Annotated in this window: 13 protein-coding genes; 10 read left to right on the plus strand and 3 right to left on the minus strand. The window is 73.9% G+C overall.

Features of this window, described 5'->3' with window-relative positions:
* Window positions 1–10: 10 nt before the first annotated feature.
* From ACZ6B1_RS24555 to ACZ6B1_RS24585, 7 genes are all read left to right on the plus strand, one after another.
* Window positions 11–5728 carry a type I polyketide synthase gene (locus ACZ6B1_RS24555; RefSeq protein ID WP_468781667.1) on the plus strand — a complete coding sequence of 1906 codons (5718 nt, stop codon included), beginning with the start codon at window positions 11–13 and terminating at the stop codon, window positions 5726–5728.
* A gap of 22 nt (window positions 5729–5750) precedes the next feature.
* Complete coding sequence (locus ACZ6B1_RS24560; protein ID WP_468781669.1) at window positions 5751–7364, plus strand: fatty acid--CoA ligase; 1614 nt, start codon at window positions 5751–5753, stop codon at window positions 7362–7364.
* Window positions 7365–7402: 38 nt separating this feature from the next.
* Entirely contained in the window at window positions 7403–8404 is a 1002-nt protein-coding gene (locus tag ACZ6B1_RS24565; RefSeq protein ID WP_468781671.1) for an LLM class flavin-dependent oxidoreductase, read from the plus strand.
* A 29-nt stretch (window positions 8405–8433) separates the two neighbouring features.
* The gene (locus ACZ6B1_RS24570) at window positions 8434–9201 is read left to right on the plus strand and encodes a thioesterase II family protein (RefSeq protein WP_468782091.1); all 768 of its coding nucleotides are present in this window, start codon (window positions 8434–8436) and stop codon (window positions 9199–9201) included.
* A 99-nt stretch (window positions 9202–9300) separates the two neighbouring features.
* Window positions 9301–10320 (plus strand): ketoacyl-ACP synthase III family protein, encoded by a 1020-nt coding sequence (locus tag ACZ6B1_RS24575; RefSeq protein WP_468781673.1) that lies wholly within the window; start codon window positions 9301–9303, stop codon window positions 10318–10320.
* Between the two features lie 161 nt (window positions 10321–10481).
* A complete protein-coding gene (locus ACZ6B1_RS24580; RefSeq protein ID WP_468781675.1) occupies window positions 10482–11501 on the plus strand; it encodes a ketoacyl-ACP synthase III family protein in 1020 nt (339 codons plus the stop codon).
* A 72-nt stretch (window positions 11502–11573) separates the two neighbouring features.
* Window positions 11574–13031: an MFS transporter gene (locus ACZ6B1_RS24585; protein WP_468781677.1), complete on the plus strand. Its 1458-nt coding sequence runs from the start codon at window positions 11574–11576 to the stop codon at window positions 13029–13031.
* A 78-nt stretch (window positions 13032–13109) separates the two neighbouring features.
* Here the strand turns inward: ACZ6B1_RS24585 and ACZ6B1_RS24590 are convergent, their stop codons facing one another.
* A complete protein-coding gene (locus tag ACZ6B1_RS24590) occupies window positions 13110–13988 on the minus strand; it encodes a maleylpyruvate isomerase N-terminal domain-containing protein (RefSeq protein WP_468781679.1) in 879 nt (292 codons plus the stop codon).
* Between the two features lie 309 nt (window positions 13989–14297).
* On the opposite strand from ACZ6B1_RS24590, the gene ACZ6B1_RS24595 reads away from it, so the two are divergent.
* The 3 genes from ACZ6B1_RS24595 (at window position 14298) to ACZ6B1_RS24605 (ending at window position 17342) form a co-directional block, all read left to right on the plus strand.
* A complete protein-coding gene (locus tag ACZ6B1_RS24595) occupies window positions 14298–15248 on the plus strand; it encodes a diacylglycerol/lipid kinase family protein (RefSeq protein ID WP_468781681.1) in 951 nt (316 codons plus the stop codon).
* Window positions 15249–15309: 61 nt separating this feature from the next.
* Complete coding sequence (locus ACZ6B1_RS24600) at window positions 15310–15678, plus strand: nuclear transport factor 2 family protein (RefSeq protein ID WP_351666716.1); 369 nt, start codon at window positions 15310–15312, stop codon at window positions 15676–15678.
* Between the two features lie 95 nt (window positions 15679–15773).
* Entirely contained in the window at window positions 15774–17342 is a 1569-nt protein-coding gene (locus tag ACZ6B1_RS24605; protein ID WP_468781683.1) for an MmgE/PrpD family protein, read from the plus strand.
* Window positions 17343–17394: 52 nt separating this feature from the next.
* Here ACZ6B1_RS24605 and ACZ6B1_RS24610 read toward each other — a convergent pair whose 3' ends face one another.
* Together ACZ6B1_RS24610 and ACZ6B1_RS24615 are read right to left on the minus strand one after the other, a co-directional pair.
* Complete coding sequence (locus ACZ6B1_RS24610; RefSeq protein ID WP_468781685.1) at window positions 17395–18675, minus strand: AAA family ATPase; 1281 nt, start codon at window positions 18673–18675, stop codon at window positions 17395–17397.
* Window positions 18672–19469: a GntR family transcriptional regulator gene (locus tag ACZ6B1_RS24615; RefSeq protein ID WP_468781687.1), complete on the minus strand. Its 798-nt coding sequence runs from the start codon at window positions 19467–19469 to the stop codon at window positions 18672–18674. Before ACZ6B1_RS24615 ends, ACZ6B1_RS24610 begins: the two co-directional genes overlap by 4 nt.
* Window positions 19470–19771 lie beyond the last annotated feature (302 nt).

The raw sequence follows: 19771 nt of genomic DNA on the forward strand, positions 1-19771 counted from the left end.
GAGTCGTTCCATGCCGCGTAAGGAATCAGAGCAGGCGCCCGAACCGGTCGCGATCGTCGGAATCGGTCTGCGGTTCCCCGGCGGCAGCGGCTCGCCCGACGAGTTCGACGCCTTCCTGCGGGAGGGTCGCAGCGGAATCGGCCCGATCCCCCGGGACCGCTGGGACGTCGAGGCGTTCACGCCCGAGGGGCCCGACGACAAGGGCAAGATCATCGCGAAGGCCGGCGGTTTCCTCGACCGCATCGACCTGTTCGACGCCGGCTTCTTCAACATCAGCCCGAAGGAAGCCCGTTACATGGACCCCCAGCAGCGGCTGCTGCTGGAGACCGCCTGGCAGGCCCTGGAGCACGCGGGCATCGACCCGGCGCCGCTGCGCCGCGGCAACGGCGGCGTGTACATCGGCGCCAGCTCCATCGACTACGCCCTCGAGCTGGACTCCCTGCCGTACGAGGAACTGGACGGCCATCTCGCCTCCGGCATCACCATGTTCCCGCTGTCCGGCCGGCTGTCGTACTTCCTCGGCTGGCGCGGCCCGAGCATGAGCGTCGACACCGCCTGCTCCTCCTCGCTGGTCGCCCTGCACCTGGCCGTGCAGGCGCTGCGTGCCGGCGAGAGCGACATCGCGCTGTGCGGCGGCGTCAACGCCCTGCACCACCCGCGCATCCCGGTGATGTTCTCCAACGCCCAGATGCTGTCCCCGGACGGCCACTGCAAGACCTTCGACGAGGCCGCCGACGGCTACGCGCGCGCCGAGGGCTGCGGCATCGTCGTCCTCAAGCGGCTCTCGGACGCCCAGCGCGACGGCGACCGCGTCCTCGCCCTGGTGCGCGGCACGGCCGTCGGCCAGGACGGCGACAGCGCCGGCCTGACCGTGCCCAACGGCCCCGCCCAGGAGAAGGTCATCCGCGCCGCGCTGGCCACCGCCCACCTCGGCCCCGAGGACATCTCCTACGTCGAGGCGCACGGCACCGGCACCCCGCTCGGCGACCCCATCGAGTTCGGCGCCATCGGCGACGTGTTCGTCGACTCCCACACCAAGGACCGCCCGGTGCTGGTCGGTTCGGTGAAGACCAACCTCGGTCACATGGAGCCGGCCTCCGGCATCGTCGGCGTCATCAAGACCGTGCTGCAGCTGCGCTCCGGCACGGTCTACCCGCACGTGGGCCTCAACACCCCCTCGGGACGCATCCCCTGGGACCTGTACCCGCTGCGCGTGCCCACCGAGTGCGAGCCGTGGCGGGCCGAGGTGAAGCGGGCCGTCGTCAACAGCTTCGGCTTCGCCGGCACCATCGGCGCCGTCGTGCTGGAGGAGGCACCAGAGCCGGCCGCGCGCGAGGAGTCCGGACTCCCGTACGCCGCCCCGCTGTTCACCCTGTCCGCGAAGAGCGCCGGCGCCCTGCGCGAACAGGCCGCCCGCTACCGGCAGCTCCTCGACGACGAGCCCGGACTGCCGGTCGACGCCCTCGCCTACACCTCCAACGTCGCGCGCACCCACCACCCCTACCGGGTCGCCGCCCCGGTCGCCGACCGCGCCGCGCTCACCCGGCTGCTGGACCGGGCCGCCGAGGCCGAGCACGAGGGCCCCACCGGCATCCGCAAGACCGCCTTCATGTTCACCGGGCAGGGCTCGCAGTACGCCGGCATGGGCGCCGCCCTCTACAAGGCGCTGCCCGTCTTCCGCGCCCACGTCGACGAGTGCGACCGCCTCTTCGCCGGCCCCCTCGGCCGCTCCGTGCGCGAGCTGCTGCTCGGCACCGCCGCAGACCCGGAGGCCATCGACCGCACCGAGTACACCCAGCCCGCGCTGTTCACCCTCGAATACGCCCTCGCCCAGCAGTGGATGGCCTGGGGCGTACGCCCGAACGTGCTCATCGGGCACAGCATCGGCGAGGTCGTCGCCGCAGCCGTCGCCGGCCTGTTCACCCTGCCCGACGCCGTGAAGCTGGTCGCCGCCCGCGCCCGGCTGATGCAGGCGGTGCGCGCCGAGGGCGGCATGGCCGCCGTCGCCGCGCCCGCCGACGAGGTCGCCCCGCTGCTGGAGGGACGCGACGACCTGGCGCTCGCCGCGGTCAACGCCCCCGACCAGACCGTCGTCTCCGGCGCCACCGCCGCTCTCGACGAGGTCACCGGCATCCTCGCCGACCGGGGCTTCCGGGTGGACCGGCTCACCGTGTCGCACGCCTTCCACTCGCCGCTGATGGCCGAGGTCTACGACGACTTCCGGGCCGCCCTGGACGGCATCACCTTCCACGAGCCGAAGATCAGCCTGATCTCCAACGTCACCGGGCGCCTGGCCCGCCTCCGCGAGATCGGCAACGCCGACTACTGGGTGCGGCACATCGGCGAACCCGTCCGCTTCCTCGACGGCATCCGCGCCGTCGCCAAGCGCGGCCGGCACGCCCTGGTCGAGATCGGCCCGCAGGCCGCGCTCACCGCGCTCGCCCGCCGCGGCGTCACCGTCGAGGACCACGTGTGGCTGGCCAGCCTGCGCCGCCGCGACACCACGACGGCCACCACCCTGACCGCGCTCGCCGACTACTACGCCGCCGGCCTCGGCGTTTCCTGGGCCGGCTACCACGACGGGCACGCCACCCCCACCAAGGTGGACCTGCCCACGTACGCCTTCCAGCGCAAGCGCTACTGGCTGCCCTCCGTCACCCCCCGGCGCTCCGCCGGCGGCGGCAGTGCCCGGCACCTGCTGCTCGGCACCGAGGAGCGGTTCGCCAGCGGGGTGCGGGAGTTCACCGCGGAGTTCACCGCCGAGGAACTCGGCGCGCTCGCCGACGTCGCCGACGGCGGCCGCGCCACCCTGCCCGCCGGCGCCTACGTCGACCTGCTGTTCGCAGCGCAGGACGCGGTCCAGGGCCACGCCCGGTCCGCGCTCCGCGACCTCGCGCTGCTCGCCCCGCTCGAGCTGCCCGCCGAGACCACCCTCACCCTGACCACCCGCTGGCGGCCGCGCCCCGGGGGCGGCGCCGACATCGAGGTGTTCACCGTCGTCGGCGGCGAGGAGAACCCGCACGCCACCGCCGTGGTCGCCGCCGATCGCGAGGCACTCGTCCCGGTCTCGGAGCTGGCCGAGCTGGACGCCGCCCTCGCCCCGGCCGCGCAGCGCATCGACGACGAGGACATCTACACCGACCTCGCCTCCGTCGGCCGCCCCGCGGGCCCCCGCATGCGGCTGCTCCGGCACGTCACCCGGCACGGCGACGGCGTGGTCTCCGGCGAGCTGACCGGCCGCGACGCCACCGCCGTCGAACACGTCCCGGCGGAACTGCTGGAGGCCGCCGCCCAGGCGCTGGTCGTCCTCGACCCCGAGGGCCCGGTGTTCGTGCCCCGCGAGATCGCCTCCGTGCGGCACTTCCGCAAGCCGCGCGGCGCCGACCTGCGCGTCCTCGCCAGGATCCGCGGTGAGCAGGACCGCCGCCTCGCCGACGTGCTGCTGCTGGAGAACGGCGACCCGGTCGCCGAACTCCTCGGCGTCCGGCTGGCCCGCCCGGAGGACCGCACCGGCCGCCGGCGCTTCCTGCACCGCCCCGAGTGGATCCGCCGGGCCCTGCCCGCGACCGAGGCCGCGCCCGCCGAGCGGCACGCCGTACTGCTCGACCCGGCCGCCGCCCGCGCCGCCGAACTCGCCGGCGAGCCCGGCCTGAAGGTCACCTGGCTCGCCGACCCCGCCGAGCTCAAGTCCGTGCTCGACGACCCGACCGTCACCGACATCGTCCGCGTCTGGCGCACCCGGCCCGGCGAGATGTCCGTGGACCGGCTGCGCGCCGAGTCCGAGGACAACTACCGCGAACTGCTCGCCACGGTCGGCGTCCTGGACGCGGCCGGGCTCTCCCGGCCGCCGCGGCTGTGGCTGGTCACCCAGGGCGCCCAGGCGCTGCCCGGCGACCCGGCGGGCGACGGCGGCCACCTCGCCGCCGCCACACTGTGGGGCTTCGGCCGGGTGCTGCTCACCGAGTACCCGCAACTGCGCACCACCCTGGTCGACCTCGCCCCCGGCAGCGGCCTGACCCCGCTGCTGGAGGAGTGGCGCACCGAGCCCGCCGGCGAGTACCAGATCGCCTACCGGTCCGGCCGCCGCTACGTCCGCCGGCTGCTCGCCGGCGACGAGGCGCTGAACTGGAGCGGCGATTTCGAGCTGCGCGCCGCCGAGTCCGGCGACCTGTCCGACCTGGCGCCCGCCCCGGTCGCCGGCCGGGCGCCCGCCGAGGACGAGGTCCAGGTGCGCGTCCGTCTGGTGGGCCTGACCGCCGAGGACGCTCGCACCGCGCTGGACACCGGCCGCGCCGACCGCGAGGAGTCCGAGGAGGAGGACGGCGAGGCCGCGCCGCCGCCCGTGCTCGGCCGCACCGCCCACGGCACGGTCCTGGCTGCCGCCGCGGGCACCGGCTTCGCGCCGGGCGACGAGGTCCTCGTCCGCCACGACGGCACCTTCCGCTCCACGCTCACCGTGCCGGCGACGGCCGTCGTGCACGCCCCGGCGCCCGGACCCGGCGACGGCGCGGCCCACTTCGGACTCGACGAGACCGGCGAGGCGCTGCGCACCACCCTCGCCGACCCCGCCGGCCCGGTCTGGGTGACCCTGCCCGAGGACCCGGCCGCCCGGCAGGAACCCGCCGAGCGGCAGCCGGCCGGCCTGCGCGACGACCGCACCTACCTCGTCACCGGCGGCCTGGGCGGCCTCGGCCTCGCCACCGCCCGGAAACTGGCCGAGCTCGGCGCCCGGCACCTCACGCTGGTCAGCCGCGGCGGCAAGCCCGCCCCGGAGGCCGCGGAGTTGCTCGCCGGCCTCGCCGAGGAGGCGGAGGTCGACATCGTCCGCGCCGACCTCGGCCGCGCCGAGGACGTCGCCCGGCTGGTGCGCCACATCGAGGCCGGACCGCGTCCCCTGGGCGGCATCGTGCACGCCGCCGGCGGTTCCTACGACGAGCGGCTGATCTCCGAACTGACCTGGGAGTCCATCGAGGACCAGCTCGCGGCGAAGGCGTACGGCGGCTGGCTGCTGCACGAGGCCACCGAACAGGCCTTCCCGGACCTGGAGTTCTTCGTCGTCTACTCCTCGGTCTCCTCGGTGCTCGGCGGCTTCGTCGCCCAGGGGCACTACGCCGCCGGCAACGCCGCCCTCGACGGCCTCGCCGACTGGCGTGCCCGCCGCGGCCTGCCCGGACTCGCCCTCAACTGGAGCTCCTGGTCCAGGGTCGGCATGTCCTCCCGCATGAACGACGTCCTCATCCAGGAGTTGGAGCGCGGCGGCGTCCACCTGTTCTCGCCGACCCGGGCGCTGAACACCCTGGTCAGCCTCTGGGACCAGCCGCGCGGCCAGCGCGTGGTGGGCGACTTCGACTGGGACCGCTACATGGCGGGCCGGGTCACCGGCGACCTGTTCTTCGACCGCCTGGCCCGCCGGGCCCCCGAGGACGACGACGGCCTCGACGTCGCCGCGCTCGCCGCCCTCACCCCGGAGGAACGCGCCACGGCCGTCACCGCCGTGGTCCGGGAGAAGGTCGCCGCCGTGCTGCACCTCGAGGAGGGCGACGAACTGGATCCGAACACCGAGTTCGTGTCGCTGGGCCTGGACTCACTGATGGCCCAGCAGGTCAGGTCCGGTCTGGAGCAGGCCTTCCGGCTGCCCCTGCCGGCCTCACTCACCCACGACCACCCGACGGTACGGCAGCTCGCCGGCTTCCTCGGCGAGCGGATCGTCCCGGCACCGGCCGCGTGACGGACGACAAGGACAGACGACCATGACTGACATCTCCAGTGGCATACCGAGGGAGCGCTGGACGCTCCACCACTCCGCCCGCGCCCACGCCGGCAGCCGCCCGGACCATCCGGCGATCGTCTGCGAGGACCGCGTCACCACCTACGAGAAGTTCCACCGGGACAGCAACCGCGCCGCGCACGCCCTGCGCGCCTGCGGTGTCCGGCGCGGCGACCGGATCGCCTACCTGGGCCGCGAGTCGGAGAACTACTACCTGGTGATGATCGCCTGCGCCAAGGCGGGCGCGGTCCTGGTACCGGTCAACTGGCGGCTCACGCCCGGCGAAGTGGACCACATCCTGCGCGACTCAGGCGCCGCCCTGATCTTCGTCGACGACGAGTTCTGGGACACCGTGGCCACCGTCCGCCACCAGCTGCGCGGGCTGCGCAAGGTGATCCGCGTCGACGGCACCGACGCCGACGGCGAACCCGCACGCGGCGCCGGGCTGCCCGCCTGGGCCGCGAACCAGCCGGACACCGACCTCACCCCGGGCACCGGGCCCGACGACGCGGTCATCCAGATCTACACCAGCGGCACCACCGGCCTGCCCAAGGGCGCCGTCCTCGCCCACCGCAGCTTCTTCACCCTGCCGCACGCCAGCCAGGAGCGCGGCGTCGACTGGATCGACTGGCTGCCCGAGGACGTCGGCCTGATCTCCCTGCCGGGCTTCGGGGTCGCGGGCATCGGCTGGTTCCTGCACACCTTCAACGCCGGCGGCACCAACGTGATCATGCCGCAGTTCGACCCGCAGGAAGCGGTACGGCTCATCCGCACCCACCGGGTGACCACCACCTTCGCCGCCCCGGCCATGCTGCAGGCGATGGCGGCCGAACGCGGTGCGGGACCCGAGGCGTTCACCTCCCTGCGCAAGATCGCGTACGGCGCGGCCCCGATGTCCGAGACGTTGCTCAAGCAGTGCCTGGAGACCTTCGGCTGCGAGTTCGCGCAGATCTACGCCAGCACCGAGACCGGCAGCGTGGCGGTCTGCCTGCCGCCCTCGGCGCACCACCCCGGCAGCACCGTGCTCACCTCGGTCGGCAAGCCCTGCCCGGGCAACGAGATCAAGGTGATCGGACCCGACGGCGAGACCCTCCCGCCCGGCGCCATCGGCCAGATCTGTGTCCGCGCCCCCTCCCGGATGCTCGGCTACTGGAACCTGCCCGAGGCCACCGCCCGCACCCTGGTGGGGGAGTGGCTGCTCATGGGCGACGCCGGCTACCTCGACGACGACGGCTATCTCCACCTGTGCGACCGGATCAACGACACGATCATCGTCGCCGGGCAGAACATCTACCCCGCCGAGGTCGAGAAGGCGCTCGCCGCGCACCCGGCCGTCGCCGACGCCGCCGTGGTCGGACTGCCCGACGAGCGCTGGGGCGAGAGCGTGCACGCGGTGGTCGTCCTGCGGCCCGGGACGAAGGCCACCCCGCGCGAGCTCCTGCTGTCCCTGCGCGGCCGGATCGCCGACTACAAGATCCCCGGCACCTACCACTTCGCCGAGTCCCTGCCCCGCAACCCCTCGGGCAAGATCCTGCGCCGCGCGGTACGGGAACAGCTCACGGCACCGGCCCGGAACCCGCTCGCGAGCACCGTATGACACCGACCCAGCACCCCATGCCCGAAAGGGACTTGACCATGAGCACCGAGCCCTTGCGGATCGGCATCCTCCTTCCCACCCGGGAACAGGCCATCAACGGCACTTACGCGGCGGCCCCGTTGCTGGACTTCGCCCGTCAGGCGGAAGCGCTCGGCTTCGACTCGCTGTGGGCCGGGGACTCCCTCACCGCCCGCCCCCGCCTGGACCCGCTCGTCGTCCTGTCCGCCGCCGCGGCGGCCACCGAGCGCATCGCGGTCGGCACCGCCGCCCTCACCCCCGCCCTGCGCCACCCGCTGATCGGCGCCAACATGGTCGCGAGTCTCAGCCATGTCGCAGCGGACCGGCTGATCCTCGGCCTCGGCTCGGGCTTCCCGATGCCGGAGACCGAGGAGGAGTTCGCCTCGGTCGGCGCCTCCTTCCAGGGCCGGGTGGGCCGCCTGGACGAGATCACCGCGCTGTGGCGCACCGCCTGGCGCTCCGGTGAGGACGGTGAACCGGACGACTTCCAAGGCAGGTTCTGGCAGACCGAGCGCCTCGACCGGCTGCCCTCCCCGGCCGTCGCCGGCGGCCCACCGCTGTGGCTGGCCGGCAGCGACACCCCGAAGGTCCTCGCCCGCGCCGCCACCCGCTACGACGGCTGGCTGCCGTTCCTGCCCGACGTCGAGGCCTACGGCCGCGCCCGCCGCCGTATCGCCGAACTCGCCGAGGAGGCCGGGCGCGGCGCCGGTGCCGTCACCCCCGCGCTGTACGCCACGGTCACCGTGAACAGCGACGAGTCGGCGGCCAGGGCCGAACTGGAGCACTACATCAGCCACTACTACGGCCGCTCCCTGGACCAGATGCGGACCATCCAGGCCTACGCCTGGGGCAGCGCCGAGAAGTGCGCCGAGTGGCTCGGCGAGTACGTCCGGGCCGGCGCCCGGCACCTGGTCGTGCGGATCGGATCCCTCGACCCGGAACCGCAGTTGAAGGAGATCGCCGAGGTGCTGCTGCCCGCGGTACGCGCCCTCGGCCCCACCGTTGGGAGCACCCAGTCGTGACCAGTGCCATCGCCGCCGTCGGCCAGGACATGTCCCGTGCGGGGCAGTGGTTCCACCCCGCGGATCCCTCGCCCGACGCCTCGATCCGGCTGTTCATGCTGCCGCACGCGGGCAGCGGGGCCATCATCTACCGCGACTGGGAACGTCTGCTGCCGCCCGACATCGCCCCGCAGGCGGTGACCCTGCCCGGCCGGCACAACCGCCGCGAGGAGCAGACGTACGAGGAGTTCGAACCGCTGCTCGAGGCGCTGCACGAGGCCGTGCTCGACGACCTCGACGACCGCCCGTTCGCCCTGTTCGGGCACTGCCTCGGCGCCCAGCTCGCGTTCCGGCTCACCATCCGCATGGAGGAGGAGGGCGGCCCGTCGCCCCTCATGGTCGGCACCTCCGGCTGGTCCCCCCAGGGCTTCTTCAAGCCCACCGAGGAGCAGAGCCGGATGCCCGAGCCCGAGATGGTCCAGTGGATCAAGAAGCTGGGCTCCTTCCCGGCGGAGATCTACGACAACCCCGAGATGCTCGCCCTCGTGGTGCCGGCGCTCCGCGCCGACCTGCGCGTCGCCGCCGACCACGACGACGACGGCGCCGGGGTCAACTGCCCGCTCGCCTCCTACGGCGGCCGCTCCGACCCGCTCCAGGAGCACCCGGACGCCATGTCCCACTGGGCCGGACGCACCCCCACCTACCTGGGCCACAACGAGTACCCGGGCGGCCACTTCTACATCGACACCCACGCCCAGTCCGTCACCGCCCACTTCGCCCACCGGCTGCAGCGCATCGCCGCGACCCAGCCGGCCTGAGCACCCGTTCCTCCAGGCAGCGGCCGACCGGGCCGGCCGCTGCCGCACGCGCTCGGAGCGAGCCGCGCCGGCGCCCCGAGCAGCGAGAGAGAGAAACACATGAAAGCACCTCACGACCTCTACATCGCCTCGGCCGCGGCCTGGGTGCCCGGCACGCGTCCGCTGAGCGAGGCCGTCGCGGAGGGCCTCGTCGACGAGGAGCACCAGAACCTCGGCTACGAGTCGATCGCCGTGGCCGAGGGCGTCTCCGGGCCCGAGATGGCGGTGCGCGCGGGGCGGTTGGCACTGGAGCGGGCCGGGACCGACGGGCACGAGGTCGGTCTCGTCCTGCACTCCTCGTGCGGCTACCAGGGGCACGACATGTGGCCGACGGCGTCGTACGTCGCCAACGAGACCGTGGGCCGCGCGGCGGCCGGCTTCGACGTCCAGCAGCGCTGCAACGCCGGGCTCGGCTCGCTGTGGCTGGCCGCCGGGCAGATCGCCGCCGGGTTCACCGAAGCCGTGCTGCTGACCAGCGGCGACCACTTCGCGCCGCCGTGGGTGGACCGCTGGAACGTGCAGCTCAACTTCATCTTCGCCGACGGCGGCAGCGCGCTGCTGGTGTCCGGGCGGAGCGGCTTCGCCCGGGTGGTCTCCCTGTGCGTGGGCGCCGACAACTCGCTGGAGCGCTGGAACCGGGGCCTGGAGCCGTTCGGCAGCACGCCCGGCCGGGAACTGCCACTGCGGCTGCGCGAACGCGGGGTACAGCACGCCGTCACCCCCGAGGCCGAGGGCTCCTGGGAGCGCTTCGAGGCCGGCCTGCTGGACACCACGGCGCGGGCACTGGCCGACGCGGGCGTCACCACCGAGGACATCGCGCGGGCCGTCGTACCGCACATCCACCGGGGCGAGTCCCCTGAGAACTACGAGCTCCTCGGTTTCGCCGAGAAGCAGAGCACCTGGGACCTGGGCCGCCGGGTGGGCCACATGGGCGCCGGCGACCAGTTCCTCGGCCTCGAACACCTCGTCGCGCAGCGGTCCGTCGGCCGGGGCGACCTCGTCCTGCTGGTGGCCGCCGGCGAGGGCTTCAGTTTCTCCGCCGCCGTGGTCGAGATCCTCGACGTCCCCGACTGGCGGTAGGGGGTGCCGCTGTCCCCCGGTCCGTCCGGCCGGCGCGTCAGCGCCGTGTCAGCGGGTTGCGGGACAGTGGCCGTCCGACGCACACGGGAGACCGCCGCCGTCCGCGCGCAGGCGGGCAGGGCATGCCACCCCCCCACCCCTGAGCGAAGGATCGAGAAGACATGAAGCTGGACACAGAGATGTACATCGCCTCCGCCGCCTCCTGGCTCCCGGACGCCCGCCCGCTGAGCGAGGCCGTCGCGGAGGGCCTCGTCGACGAGGAGCACCAGAACCTCGGCTACGAGTCCATCACGGTCGCCGAGGGCGTCTCCGGGCCCGAGATGGCGGTGCGCGCGGGGCGGCTGGCACTGGAGCGAGCCGGGTCCGACGGCCACGAGGTCGGCCTGGTCCTGCACTCCACGTGCGGCTACCAGGGGCACGACATGTGGCCGACGGCGTCGTACGTCGCCAACGAGACCGTGGGCCGCGCGGCGGCCGGCTTCGACCTGCAGCAGCGCTGCAACGCCGGGCTCGCCTCGCTGACCCTGGCCGCCGGGCAGATCGCCGCCGGGTTCACCGAAGCCGTGCTGCTGACCAGCGGCGACCACTTCGCGCCACCATGGGTGGACCGCTGGAACGTGCAGCTCAACCTCATCTTCGCCGACGGCGGCAGCGCCCTGCTGCTGTCAGGCCGCGGCGGCTTCGCCCGGGTCGTCTCCGCCCGCGTGGGCGCCGACAACTCGCTGGAGCGCTGGAACCGGGGCCTGGAGCCGTTCGGCACCATACCGGGCCGGGAGATGCCCGTGCCGCTGCGCGCGCGCGGCCGCCAGCACGCAGTCACCGCGGAGGCCGAGGGCTCCTGGGAGCGCATCGAGGCCGGACTGAAGAACACCACGGCCGGCGCACTGGCCGACGCGGGCGTCACCACCGAGGACATATCCCGCGTGGTGACCCCGCTGATACACCGCGGTGAGTACCCCGAGAACTACGACGTGCTGGGCTTCACCGAGAAGCAGAGCACCTGGGACCTGGGCCGCCGGGTGGGCCACATCGGCGCCGGCGACCAGTTCCTCGGCCTCGAACACCTGGTCGAGCAGCGGGCCGTGGGCCCCGGCGACCTGGTCCTGATGGTGGCGGCCGGGGCCGGATTCAGCTTCTCCGCCGCCGTGGTCGAGATCCTCGACGTCCCCGACTGGCAGTAGCCGCGCGTGCCCGCCGGTTCCGGTCCGCCTTGCCGGCCGGGTACACGCAGGACAAGAAAGGAACCGTCAACCATGTCCCTGCAGCAAGCGCGGACAGCCGGCGCCGAGACCCGGGAGCGGGAGCCGGCCGGCCCGCACTGGGCGACGCTGCCGCTCATCCTGGTCGGTACGTTCGTGATCACGCTCGACGTGTTCATCGTGAACGTCGCCATCCCCGAGACCCAGCGCGACCTCCACGCGAGCGCCTCCGCCGTGGAGTTCGTGGTCGCCGGATACGCCCTCGCCTACGCCGCCGGCCTCATCACCGGCGGCCGGCTCGGCGACCTGTACGGCCGGCGGCGGATGTTCCTGCTCGGCGTAGCGCTGTTCACCCTCTCCTCCGCCTGGGCGGGCATGGCGCCGACCGCCGGTCAGCTCGTCGTGGCCCGGATCGCGCAGGGCCTCGCCTCCGCGCTGATGGGCCCGCAGGTGCTGGCCATCATCGGCGTCACCTACGAGGGCCAGGCCCGGGTCAGGGCCTTCAACGCGTTCGGTCTGACCATGGGCCTCGCGGGCGTCTTCGGACAGCTCATCGGCGGTCTGCTGATCCACGCCGACATCGCCGGCCTCGGCTGGCGGACCTGCTTCCTGGTCAACGTGCCCGTCGGCATCGCCGCGCTGCTGCTCGGACCGAGGCTCATCCCCGAGTCCCGCGCCGAGGGCCGGGCCCACCTCGACCCGCTCGGCATGGTGCTGGTCTCGGCCGGCCTGGTCGCCGTGGTCCTGCCGCTCGCCGAGGGCCAGCAGCAGGGCTGGCCGCTGTGGACGTGGCTGTGCCTGGCCGCGTCGCCCGTGCTGCTCCTGCTGTTCGCGGTGTACCAGCGGCGACTGGCGAACGACGGCGGCAGCCCGCTGGTCAACCCCGTGCTGTTCCACAAGCGGCCGTTCACGGTCGGCGTCGTCACCGGTGTCGTGTACTACTCCGGCATGGCGTCCTTCTTCCTGGTCCTCGCCCTGTACCTGCAGGCCGGGGTGGGGCTGACCGCCCTGGAGTCGGGCCTGGTCTTCCTGCCGCTCGGCGTGGGCTTCCTGGCCACCTCGCTGCTGGCCCGCAAGGTCGCGGCGCTGCTCGGCCGTCAGGTCCTCGCGGTCGGCGCCCTGGTGCTGCTGGCCGGGCTCGGGGGCCTGTGGGAAGCGGTCGACCACATCGGCACCGAGGGCGCCGTGGCCTGGCTGGTGCCCGGACTGCTGGTGGGCGGCTCGGGCATGGCGATGGTGATGGCCCCGCTGGCCTCCATCGCCCTCGCCGGCACCGACCCGCGCTACGCCGGAGCCGCCTCGGGCGTGCTCTCGACGGCCGCGCAGGTCGGCGGCGCGGTGGGAGTGGCCGCGGTCGGCGTGGTCTTCTACCACGTCCTCGGACAGGGCACCGGACCCGGTGCCTACGCCGACGCCTTCAAGGCCAGCGTCTACCTGCTGGCGCCGCTCGCGCTCGCCGTGGCCGCGCTGGTCCAGCTCATCCCCCGTCCCAAGCCGGCCCCCGCCCCCTGAGCGAGGCGGGGCCCCGCCCGGGGCCATGAGAGAGGGCGAGCACGCGGCCGCGTGCTCGCCCTCTTCCGTGCCGGGCGGTCAGGAGACGGCGTGCTCCAGCCAGAAGTCCAGCAGCTCGCGGTCGCCCGACACCGTCATGCGCGGGCCCTCCGGCCGCAGCCGCCCCTTGACCACGAGCAGCAGGTCCGAGGGCGAGGCGACCACGACGGCGTCGGCCGGGGTGCCGTCCGGGGCGTCCCGGGTGACCCGCACACCGTCAGGGGCGCAGGTGACCAGCCAGTTCGAGACCCGGCCCGGAGCGCTCCGGGCCGACCGGAAGCTCAGCGTCTCACCGCCGCGCGGCACCTCGGCGAACAGGGGGGAGTGGAAGGGCCTGGCCTCGGGGACGCCGAAGGCGGCCACGCAGAAGTCCACGCAGTCCAGGGCGACATCCGCGGCCAGGTCGAAGGGCCGGCCGGCCAGCAGGTCCACGTCGGCCCGGTGCACGGTCGTCTCGTACATCGCCCAGCGCGGCCAGAACTCCTTGTTCTGCTTGCCGTGCGGCGCCCAGACGGGCACCTCGGGGCCGATTCCGTCGATCGCCTCGACCAGCCGGTCCGCGCCCTCGGTGACGAACCGCGCCCGCTCCCGGGGGTCCAGCAGCCGGCTGTCCTCCGCGGCCTGCCGCGCCCCGAGCCCGGCCACCCGCTCGGTCCAGCTCGTGTCGTCGCCGGCGCCGCCGGCCGGGTCACCGCCCGGCAGCAGGAACTCGGTGCTCCGGGTGGCCAGGATGGTCGTCGCCCACTCGTGGCCCTGGCGTAAGTGCCGCACCAGGTCGCCCAGTGTCCATCCGGGGCAGGTGGGGACCGGCTCCGTCAGCGGAAGGTCCCGGGCGGCGTCCGCGAAGCGGGCCGCCTCCCGGCGGAGTTCCGAGGTGCAGCGGTCCATGGGCAGCGGAACGTACGTCTGTGCGGTCATGAGGTCTCACTCCGGTCGATGGATTGCGTACGGATCTCTGCCCCGGCGACCCACGGGCCGCCGGGGCACCCCACCCATTCGAACCAGGCACCCTGACGCGTTACTGATCATTCCGGGCGACCGGCTTTCGGGCATCAGGCGGGTGTCAGAGACGGGTCAGCGGCACTTGGCAGAGTCGTCCCTGTCGCACGCTCCTCCCCGCCCGAGCCGGGGCCGCATCCGTGGCCCGCGTCCGCCCGTGGCGGGGACACCCCCCATCGTTGCCGTGCCGGTCCGCCGGCTGCGTCCGACGTGAGGAGAACGCTCGTCATGGCAGACACCGCAGCCCCGGGGCCGACCCGGGCCCTGATCGTGGCAAACCCGGCCTCCGGCAGTCACAGCCCCGAACTGGTCCGCCAGGTCGCGGAGCTGTGCGAGTCCTGCCTGGACCGCGCCGAGGTCCACCTGACCAGCGCGCCGGGCGACGCGACCGGCGCGGTGCGCCGGGCGCTGGAGCGCAAGGACGGCGCACCCGACCTGGTCGTCGCCATCGGCGGTGACGGCACGGTCCGGGAGGTCGTCCAGGGGCTCGTCCCCACGACCGGCCGGGCGACCCTGGCCGTCGTGCCCGGCGGCACCGGGAACTCCGGCTACAAGATGCTGTGGGGCGACCGCCCCTGGACCGAGTCGCTGAAGGCGGTCCTGACCGACTCCGGCATCGGTGGCAGCGCCCGCCTGCGCCGGCTCGATCTGGCTCGCCTCGCCGAAACCCGCAACTACGTCTACCTGGGCGCCTGCTCGGGCGTGATCGCCGACGCGCTGATCACCGCCCGGGAGCTGCCGCTTACCGGGCGGGAGCGCTACGCCCGCGCCTTCGCCGACACGGCCGACGGCTACGCGCCCTATCCGGGCCGGGTCACCGTCGACGGCCGGGTGGTGCACGAGGGCCCCACGGTCCTCGCCAACGTCGGCGGCGGCCCCTACCGCGGCGGCCGGTTCAAGGTGCTGCCCGACTCGCTGCTCGACGACGGACTGCTCGACGTCTGTGTCATCGGCGGCGAGGTCCCCGCGGCCGACGTGCCCGGACTGACGCTGGAGGCGGCGCACATGGACCACCCGGCGACCGTGTACGCGCGCGGCCGCCGGATCACCGTCGAGCGCACCGACGGCCACCGGCTGCCGCTGGAGCACGACGGCGAGTACCAGCAGGGCATCGGCGACTCGGCCACCTTCGAGGTGCTCCCCGGAGCCCTCCCGGTCTGGGCGCCGGCCACCCCCTGAAGCCCGTACCAAGCCACCTGCCGGAATCACAAGTAGGCAAGACACAGAGGAGAACGCCCGCATGAGCGACCTGACCACCACCGTCTCCCGCTACCTCGACATCTGGAACGAGGCGGACGCCGACAAGCGCGCCGCGGCCATCGCCGAGCTGTTCACCGCCGACGCTCCGTACATCGACCCGCTCGCCGCGGTCGAGGGTCACGAGGGCTTCGGGGCCGTGGTGGCCGGCGCCCGCGACCAGTTCAAGGGCCTCACCTTCGAACTGCACGGCACCGTCGACGCCCACCACAACCAGGCCCGCTTCCAGTGGGGCCTGGTGACCGAGCCGGGCGCCGAGCCGATCGCCATCGGTTTCGACGTCCTCGTCACCAACGACCAGGGCAAGATCCAGGGCGTCTACGGCTTCCTGGACAAGGTCCCGGCCGCCTGAGCACGCACCCAGCGCGGGAGCACCGGGACCGCCGGTGCTCCCGCGTTCGTGCGCACACCGCCCGACGTACGCACGGCAAGGAAGGTAGCCGCCTCATGACCGCTGTCCTCGGGGAGAGCGTGGCCCAGGCCCTGTGCGCCGACTGGGCCGAGCAGGCCCACACCCTGCCCCGGGCCGCCGCCGGCCGGGCACCGGCCGACACCCCGCTGCGCGAACTCTCGCACTGGGCCGCGTCCTTGCGCCCGCAGCACATCCCGTGCCGGGTGCTGAAGCTCGCCGCGAGCCAGGTGCTGTCGCAGATCGCCTCCATCCGGGCCGGTCTCCAGCACCCGCTCGGCAGAAAGCTGGTGGCCGCCTTCGGGCACCCCATGCAGCGCGACCCCCGGCAGGCCGCCGGTGTGTTCGCCGCGCTCGGCTCCTGGCTCAACCTGGACGACACCGCCTACGCCGGGCACCTGTCGAACTCCACGGTCGCGGTCCCCCTCGCCTTCGCCTACGCCCGCGGGCTCGACGGTCTCTCGCTGCTCACCGCGGTGGTCGCGGCCAACGAGTGCGCGGCCCGCATCACCGCCTCCGCGACGCTCGGCCCGCTGCGCGGCCAGAGCGCCGTCCACACCCATCTGGCCGGCGCGGTGGCGGGGCGGCTGCACAGCGACCGGGCCTCCGCGAGCCTCTTCGAGAACGCCTTCGGGCTGGCCTTCGCCATGCCCAACTGGCCGCTGATGCGCGCCTTCCTGGCCAGCGACGCCCGCCTGTTCAACACCTTCACCCCGGTGCGCACCGCGATGGACGCCTGCGACGCGGCGTACGCCGGGCTGCGCGGGGCGCCGGACATCATGGAGCACAGCGACGGCTTCCTGGCCCGGTTCGCCACCGTGCCGCTGCCGCAGGCGGTGGCGAAGGGGCTGGGCCGCCGCTGGCACACCGACACCCTCTCGTTCAAGATGCACCCCGGCGGCCCCGGCATCGACGCGGCGGTGGACTGCGCCGCCGAGATCCACCGGGAACTCGGCGCGCTCAGGCCCCGGGACGTGGCCGAGGTGGTCGTCGAGGCCTCGCTTTACACGCTGTTCGCGGGGGAGCGGGCCGCCCACTACGTCACCGGTCCCGGCTCCCCGCTGGGCGCGCTGGTCCTGGACGTCCCCTATCCGGTGGCCACCACCCTGCTCACCGGCGAGTTCTCGGTGGACGATTTCTCCTCGCCCGCCGTGGACGATCCCGACCGCTGGGCGCTCGCCAAGCGGATCCGGCTGGAGCACGACACCGAGATGACCCGTGAACTGTTCCTGTCCGACGCGCCGTTCGGGGAGGCGGTGCGCGAGGCGGGGGAGTCGGCCGTGCCCTGGCTGCGTGGCTTCGGCGGGGACGAACTCGTCGACCTGATCGGGGCGTTGCAGGCCGACGACCGGGACTTCTCCCGGTCCACCAAGGCCACCGGAGCCCGGGTCACCGTCCGGCTGACGGACGGCCGCACGGTCTCCCGCACCCGGCTGATCCCGGTCGGCGCCGCCGGTCCGGAGACCCGGGCGGACCACGCCGGACTGGTGCGGGAGAAGTTCCTGTCGGCCGGCGGCTCGCACGAGGTCGCCGACACGGTCGGCGGGCTGCACCGGATGCGCCCGCGGGCGGTACGCCGCTGGATAGAGACGGCGTTCCTGGACTAGGGCCTGTTGCGAAAGACCTCACCACAGGCCCGGGACGCGGCGCCGCGCCGCCTCACGCACCGTGCGCCACGTAAAGGCGTACCGCCTCGTGCAGCCGGTAGCGGGCCCGGCCGGACCGGTCCGGCCCGCCGGCCCGGATCATCTGGCGGTGCAGGAGTTCCTCCAGCAGGTCCACGGCGAGCCGCCGGGACGGGGTCACCCGGGACAGCACCTCCACGACGCCGAAGTCGTCCTTCACATCGCGGAGTTGGTGCAAGGAGGCCTTGAGCGGGGGAGGCAGGGGCCGGTGGTAGGCGGCCACGCTCGCCCGCAGGGACAGGTCCCCGACGGTCAGCGTGGCCAGCCGGTCCCGCTCGTCCGCCAGCCGGTCGGCCAGGTCGCGCGGCGACCGGCGCGGGCGGGCCGACAGCCACAGCCCGGCGAGGTGCAGGGCGAGCGGCAGCCCGCCGCAGTACCGCACGATGTCCAGCGCGGCCGGCCGGTCGGCCCGGACGCGGGCCGCACCGGCCAGGTCCTCCAGCACCCGGAAGGCATCCGGCCGGCCGAGCGCGCCGATCCGGTGGCCCGAGCGCCCCGGCAGGGCGGGCAGTTCGCGGCGCGCGGCGACCAGGACGGCGCTGTGCCCGCCGTCCACGAGCAGCGGACGCACCTGTGCCTCGGTGACCACGTTGTCGAGCACCACCAGCACCCGTCGTCCGCTGAGCGCGTCCCGCAGCCGGGCCCGGGCCTCCTCGGGGCCGCGGACACCGGCACTGCGGCCGAGGGACCGCAGGACGCGGTGGACCAACTGGTCGGAGGTGAAGGGGAGGCAGGAGGTGGGATGCAGGTCGACGTAGACCTGGCCGTCCGGGAACCGGTCGCGCGCCGCGTGCGCGGTGCGCAGCACCAGGGCGGTCTTCCCGGCGCCCGGCGGCCCGACCACCACGACGGGTCCGCCCCGGCCGGGCAGGCGCGCCGCCAGCGCGTCCGCGAGCGCCTCCCGTCCGGCGAGGCGGTGCCGGGGCGCAGGGGGAAGCTCGGCCGGCACGGGGGAACCGGGTGGAGCGGCGGCACCTGGCGGCCGCGCGCCGCCCCGGGGCAGCCGTAACAGCCGTCGCGCCTCGGCGGGGGCCAGCCCGAGCGCCTCGGCCAGCAGCACCAGCGACTGCCTGCGCGGCCGCGCGGTGTGCCCGGTCTCCAGATTCCGTATGGCCCGCACACTCAGCCCCGACCGCACGGCCAGCTCGTCCTGGGTGAGACAGGCCGCCTCCCGTGCCCGTACCAGCGCCACGGCGAGGCTCGGCCCGTGCCCCGTGGGGTGCGGACCGGCCCCGGAGGGAGGCTGGAACGTCACCCGTTCTCCCGGACGGACACCACGGACGGACCGCTCAGCGGCCGGCGCAGCGCGGCGACGAACTTGTAGCGCGAGCCCCGGTACACCGAGCGCACCCACTCCACCGGAGTGCCCTGGGCGTCCCGCGAGTGCCGGGACAGCAGCAGCATCGGCAGGCCCACGTCGGTGGCGAGGAGATGGGCCTCGCGCGGAGTCGACAGCGAGGTCTCGATGGTCTCGTCGGCCTCCGCCGGATGCACGCCGTACACCTCGGCGAGGGCCGTGTAGAGCGAGGGGTACGTGGTCAGCGAGTGCCGCAGCCCGGGGAAGCGCCGTACGGACAGGTGGGTCGTCTCGATCGCCATCGGGTCGCCGCTGGCCAGCCGCAGCCGCTCGATGCGCAGTACGTGCTCGCCGGCGTCGATGCCGAGGAGCGCGGACAGCCGTGCGTCCGCCGGCACCTCGCCGATGTCCAGCACCTGTGAGGCGGGCTCCAGACCCTGGGCGTGCATGTCCTCGGTGTGCGAGGTGAGCTGCAGGGTCCGGTACAGCTTGGGCTGGGCGACGAAGGTGCCCTTGCCCTGGATGCGGTCGAGCCGGCCCTCTCCGACCAGTTCCTGCAGCGCCTGCCGGACGGTGGTGCGCGAGGTGCCGAGCCGGACGGCGAGCAGGCGCTCCGCGGGCATCGCCGAGCCGGGCTCGAGCGCCTGCGTCATCTCCAGCACCTGCTGCTTGATCCGGTAGTACTTCGGCACGCGCGCGGTGCGGCCGGGCGCCCCCCTTGGGTGCTGGGCGCTGCTGACGTCGGTGGCCATGCCTGCCTTCCCGGCTGTGGGTGTGGGGGCTCCCGTTATAGCGACCAACTGCCCTATGGTCTAGTCCAACTGGCGCGAGAGGTCTAGTCCAGCGGACGCGCCGGGCCGGAAGGGGACGGATGCGCTCCGGTGACTTTCTCGTAACGGCCGGAACGCCTTCCCGAACCACCCTTGACACTCAAAAAGGTCTAGGCCAAGCTCCACCGTACTGGTCTACACCATTAGTGACCAGGTCCCGAGCCCTACGTGCAACAGCGTCGTACGCAGGTCACCGCCGAGGGCGTGGGGGGATTAGTGGCATC

Source organism: Streptomyces sp. NPDC041129, from assembly GCF_055592265.1.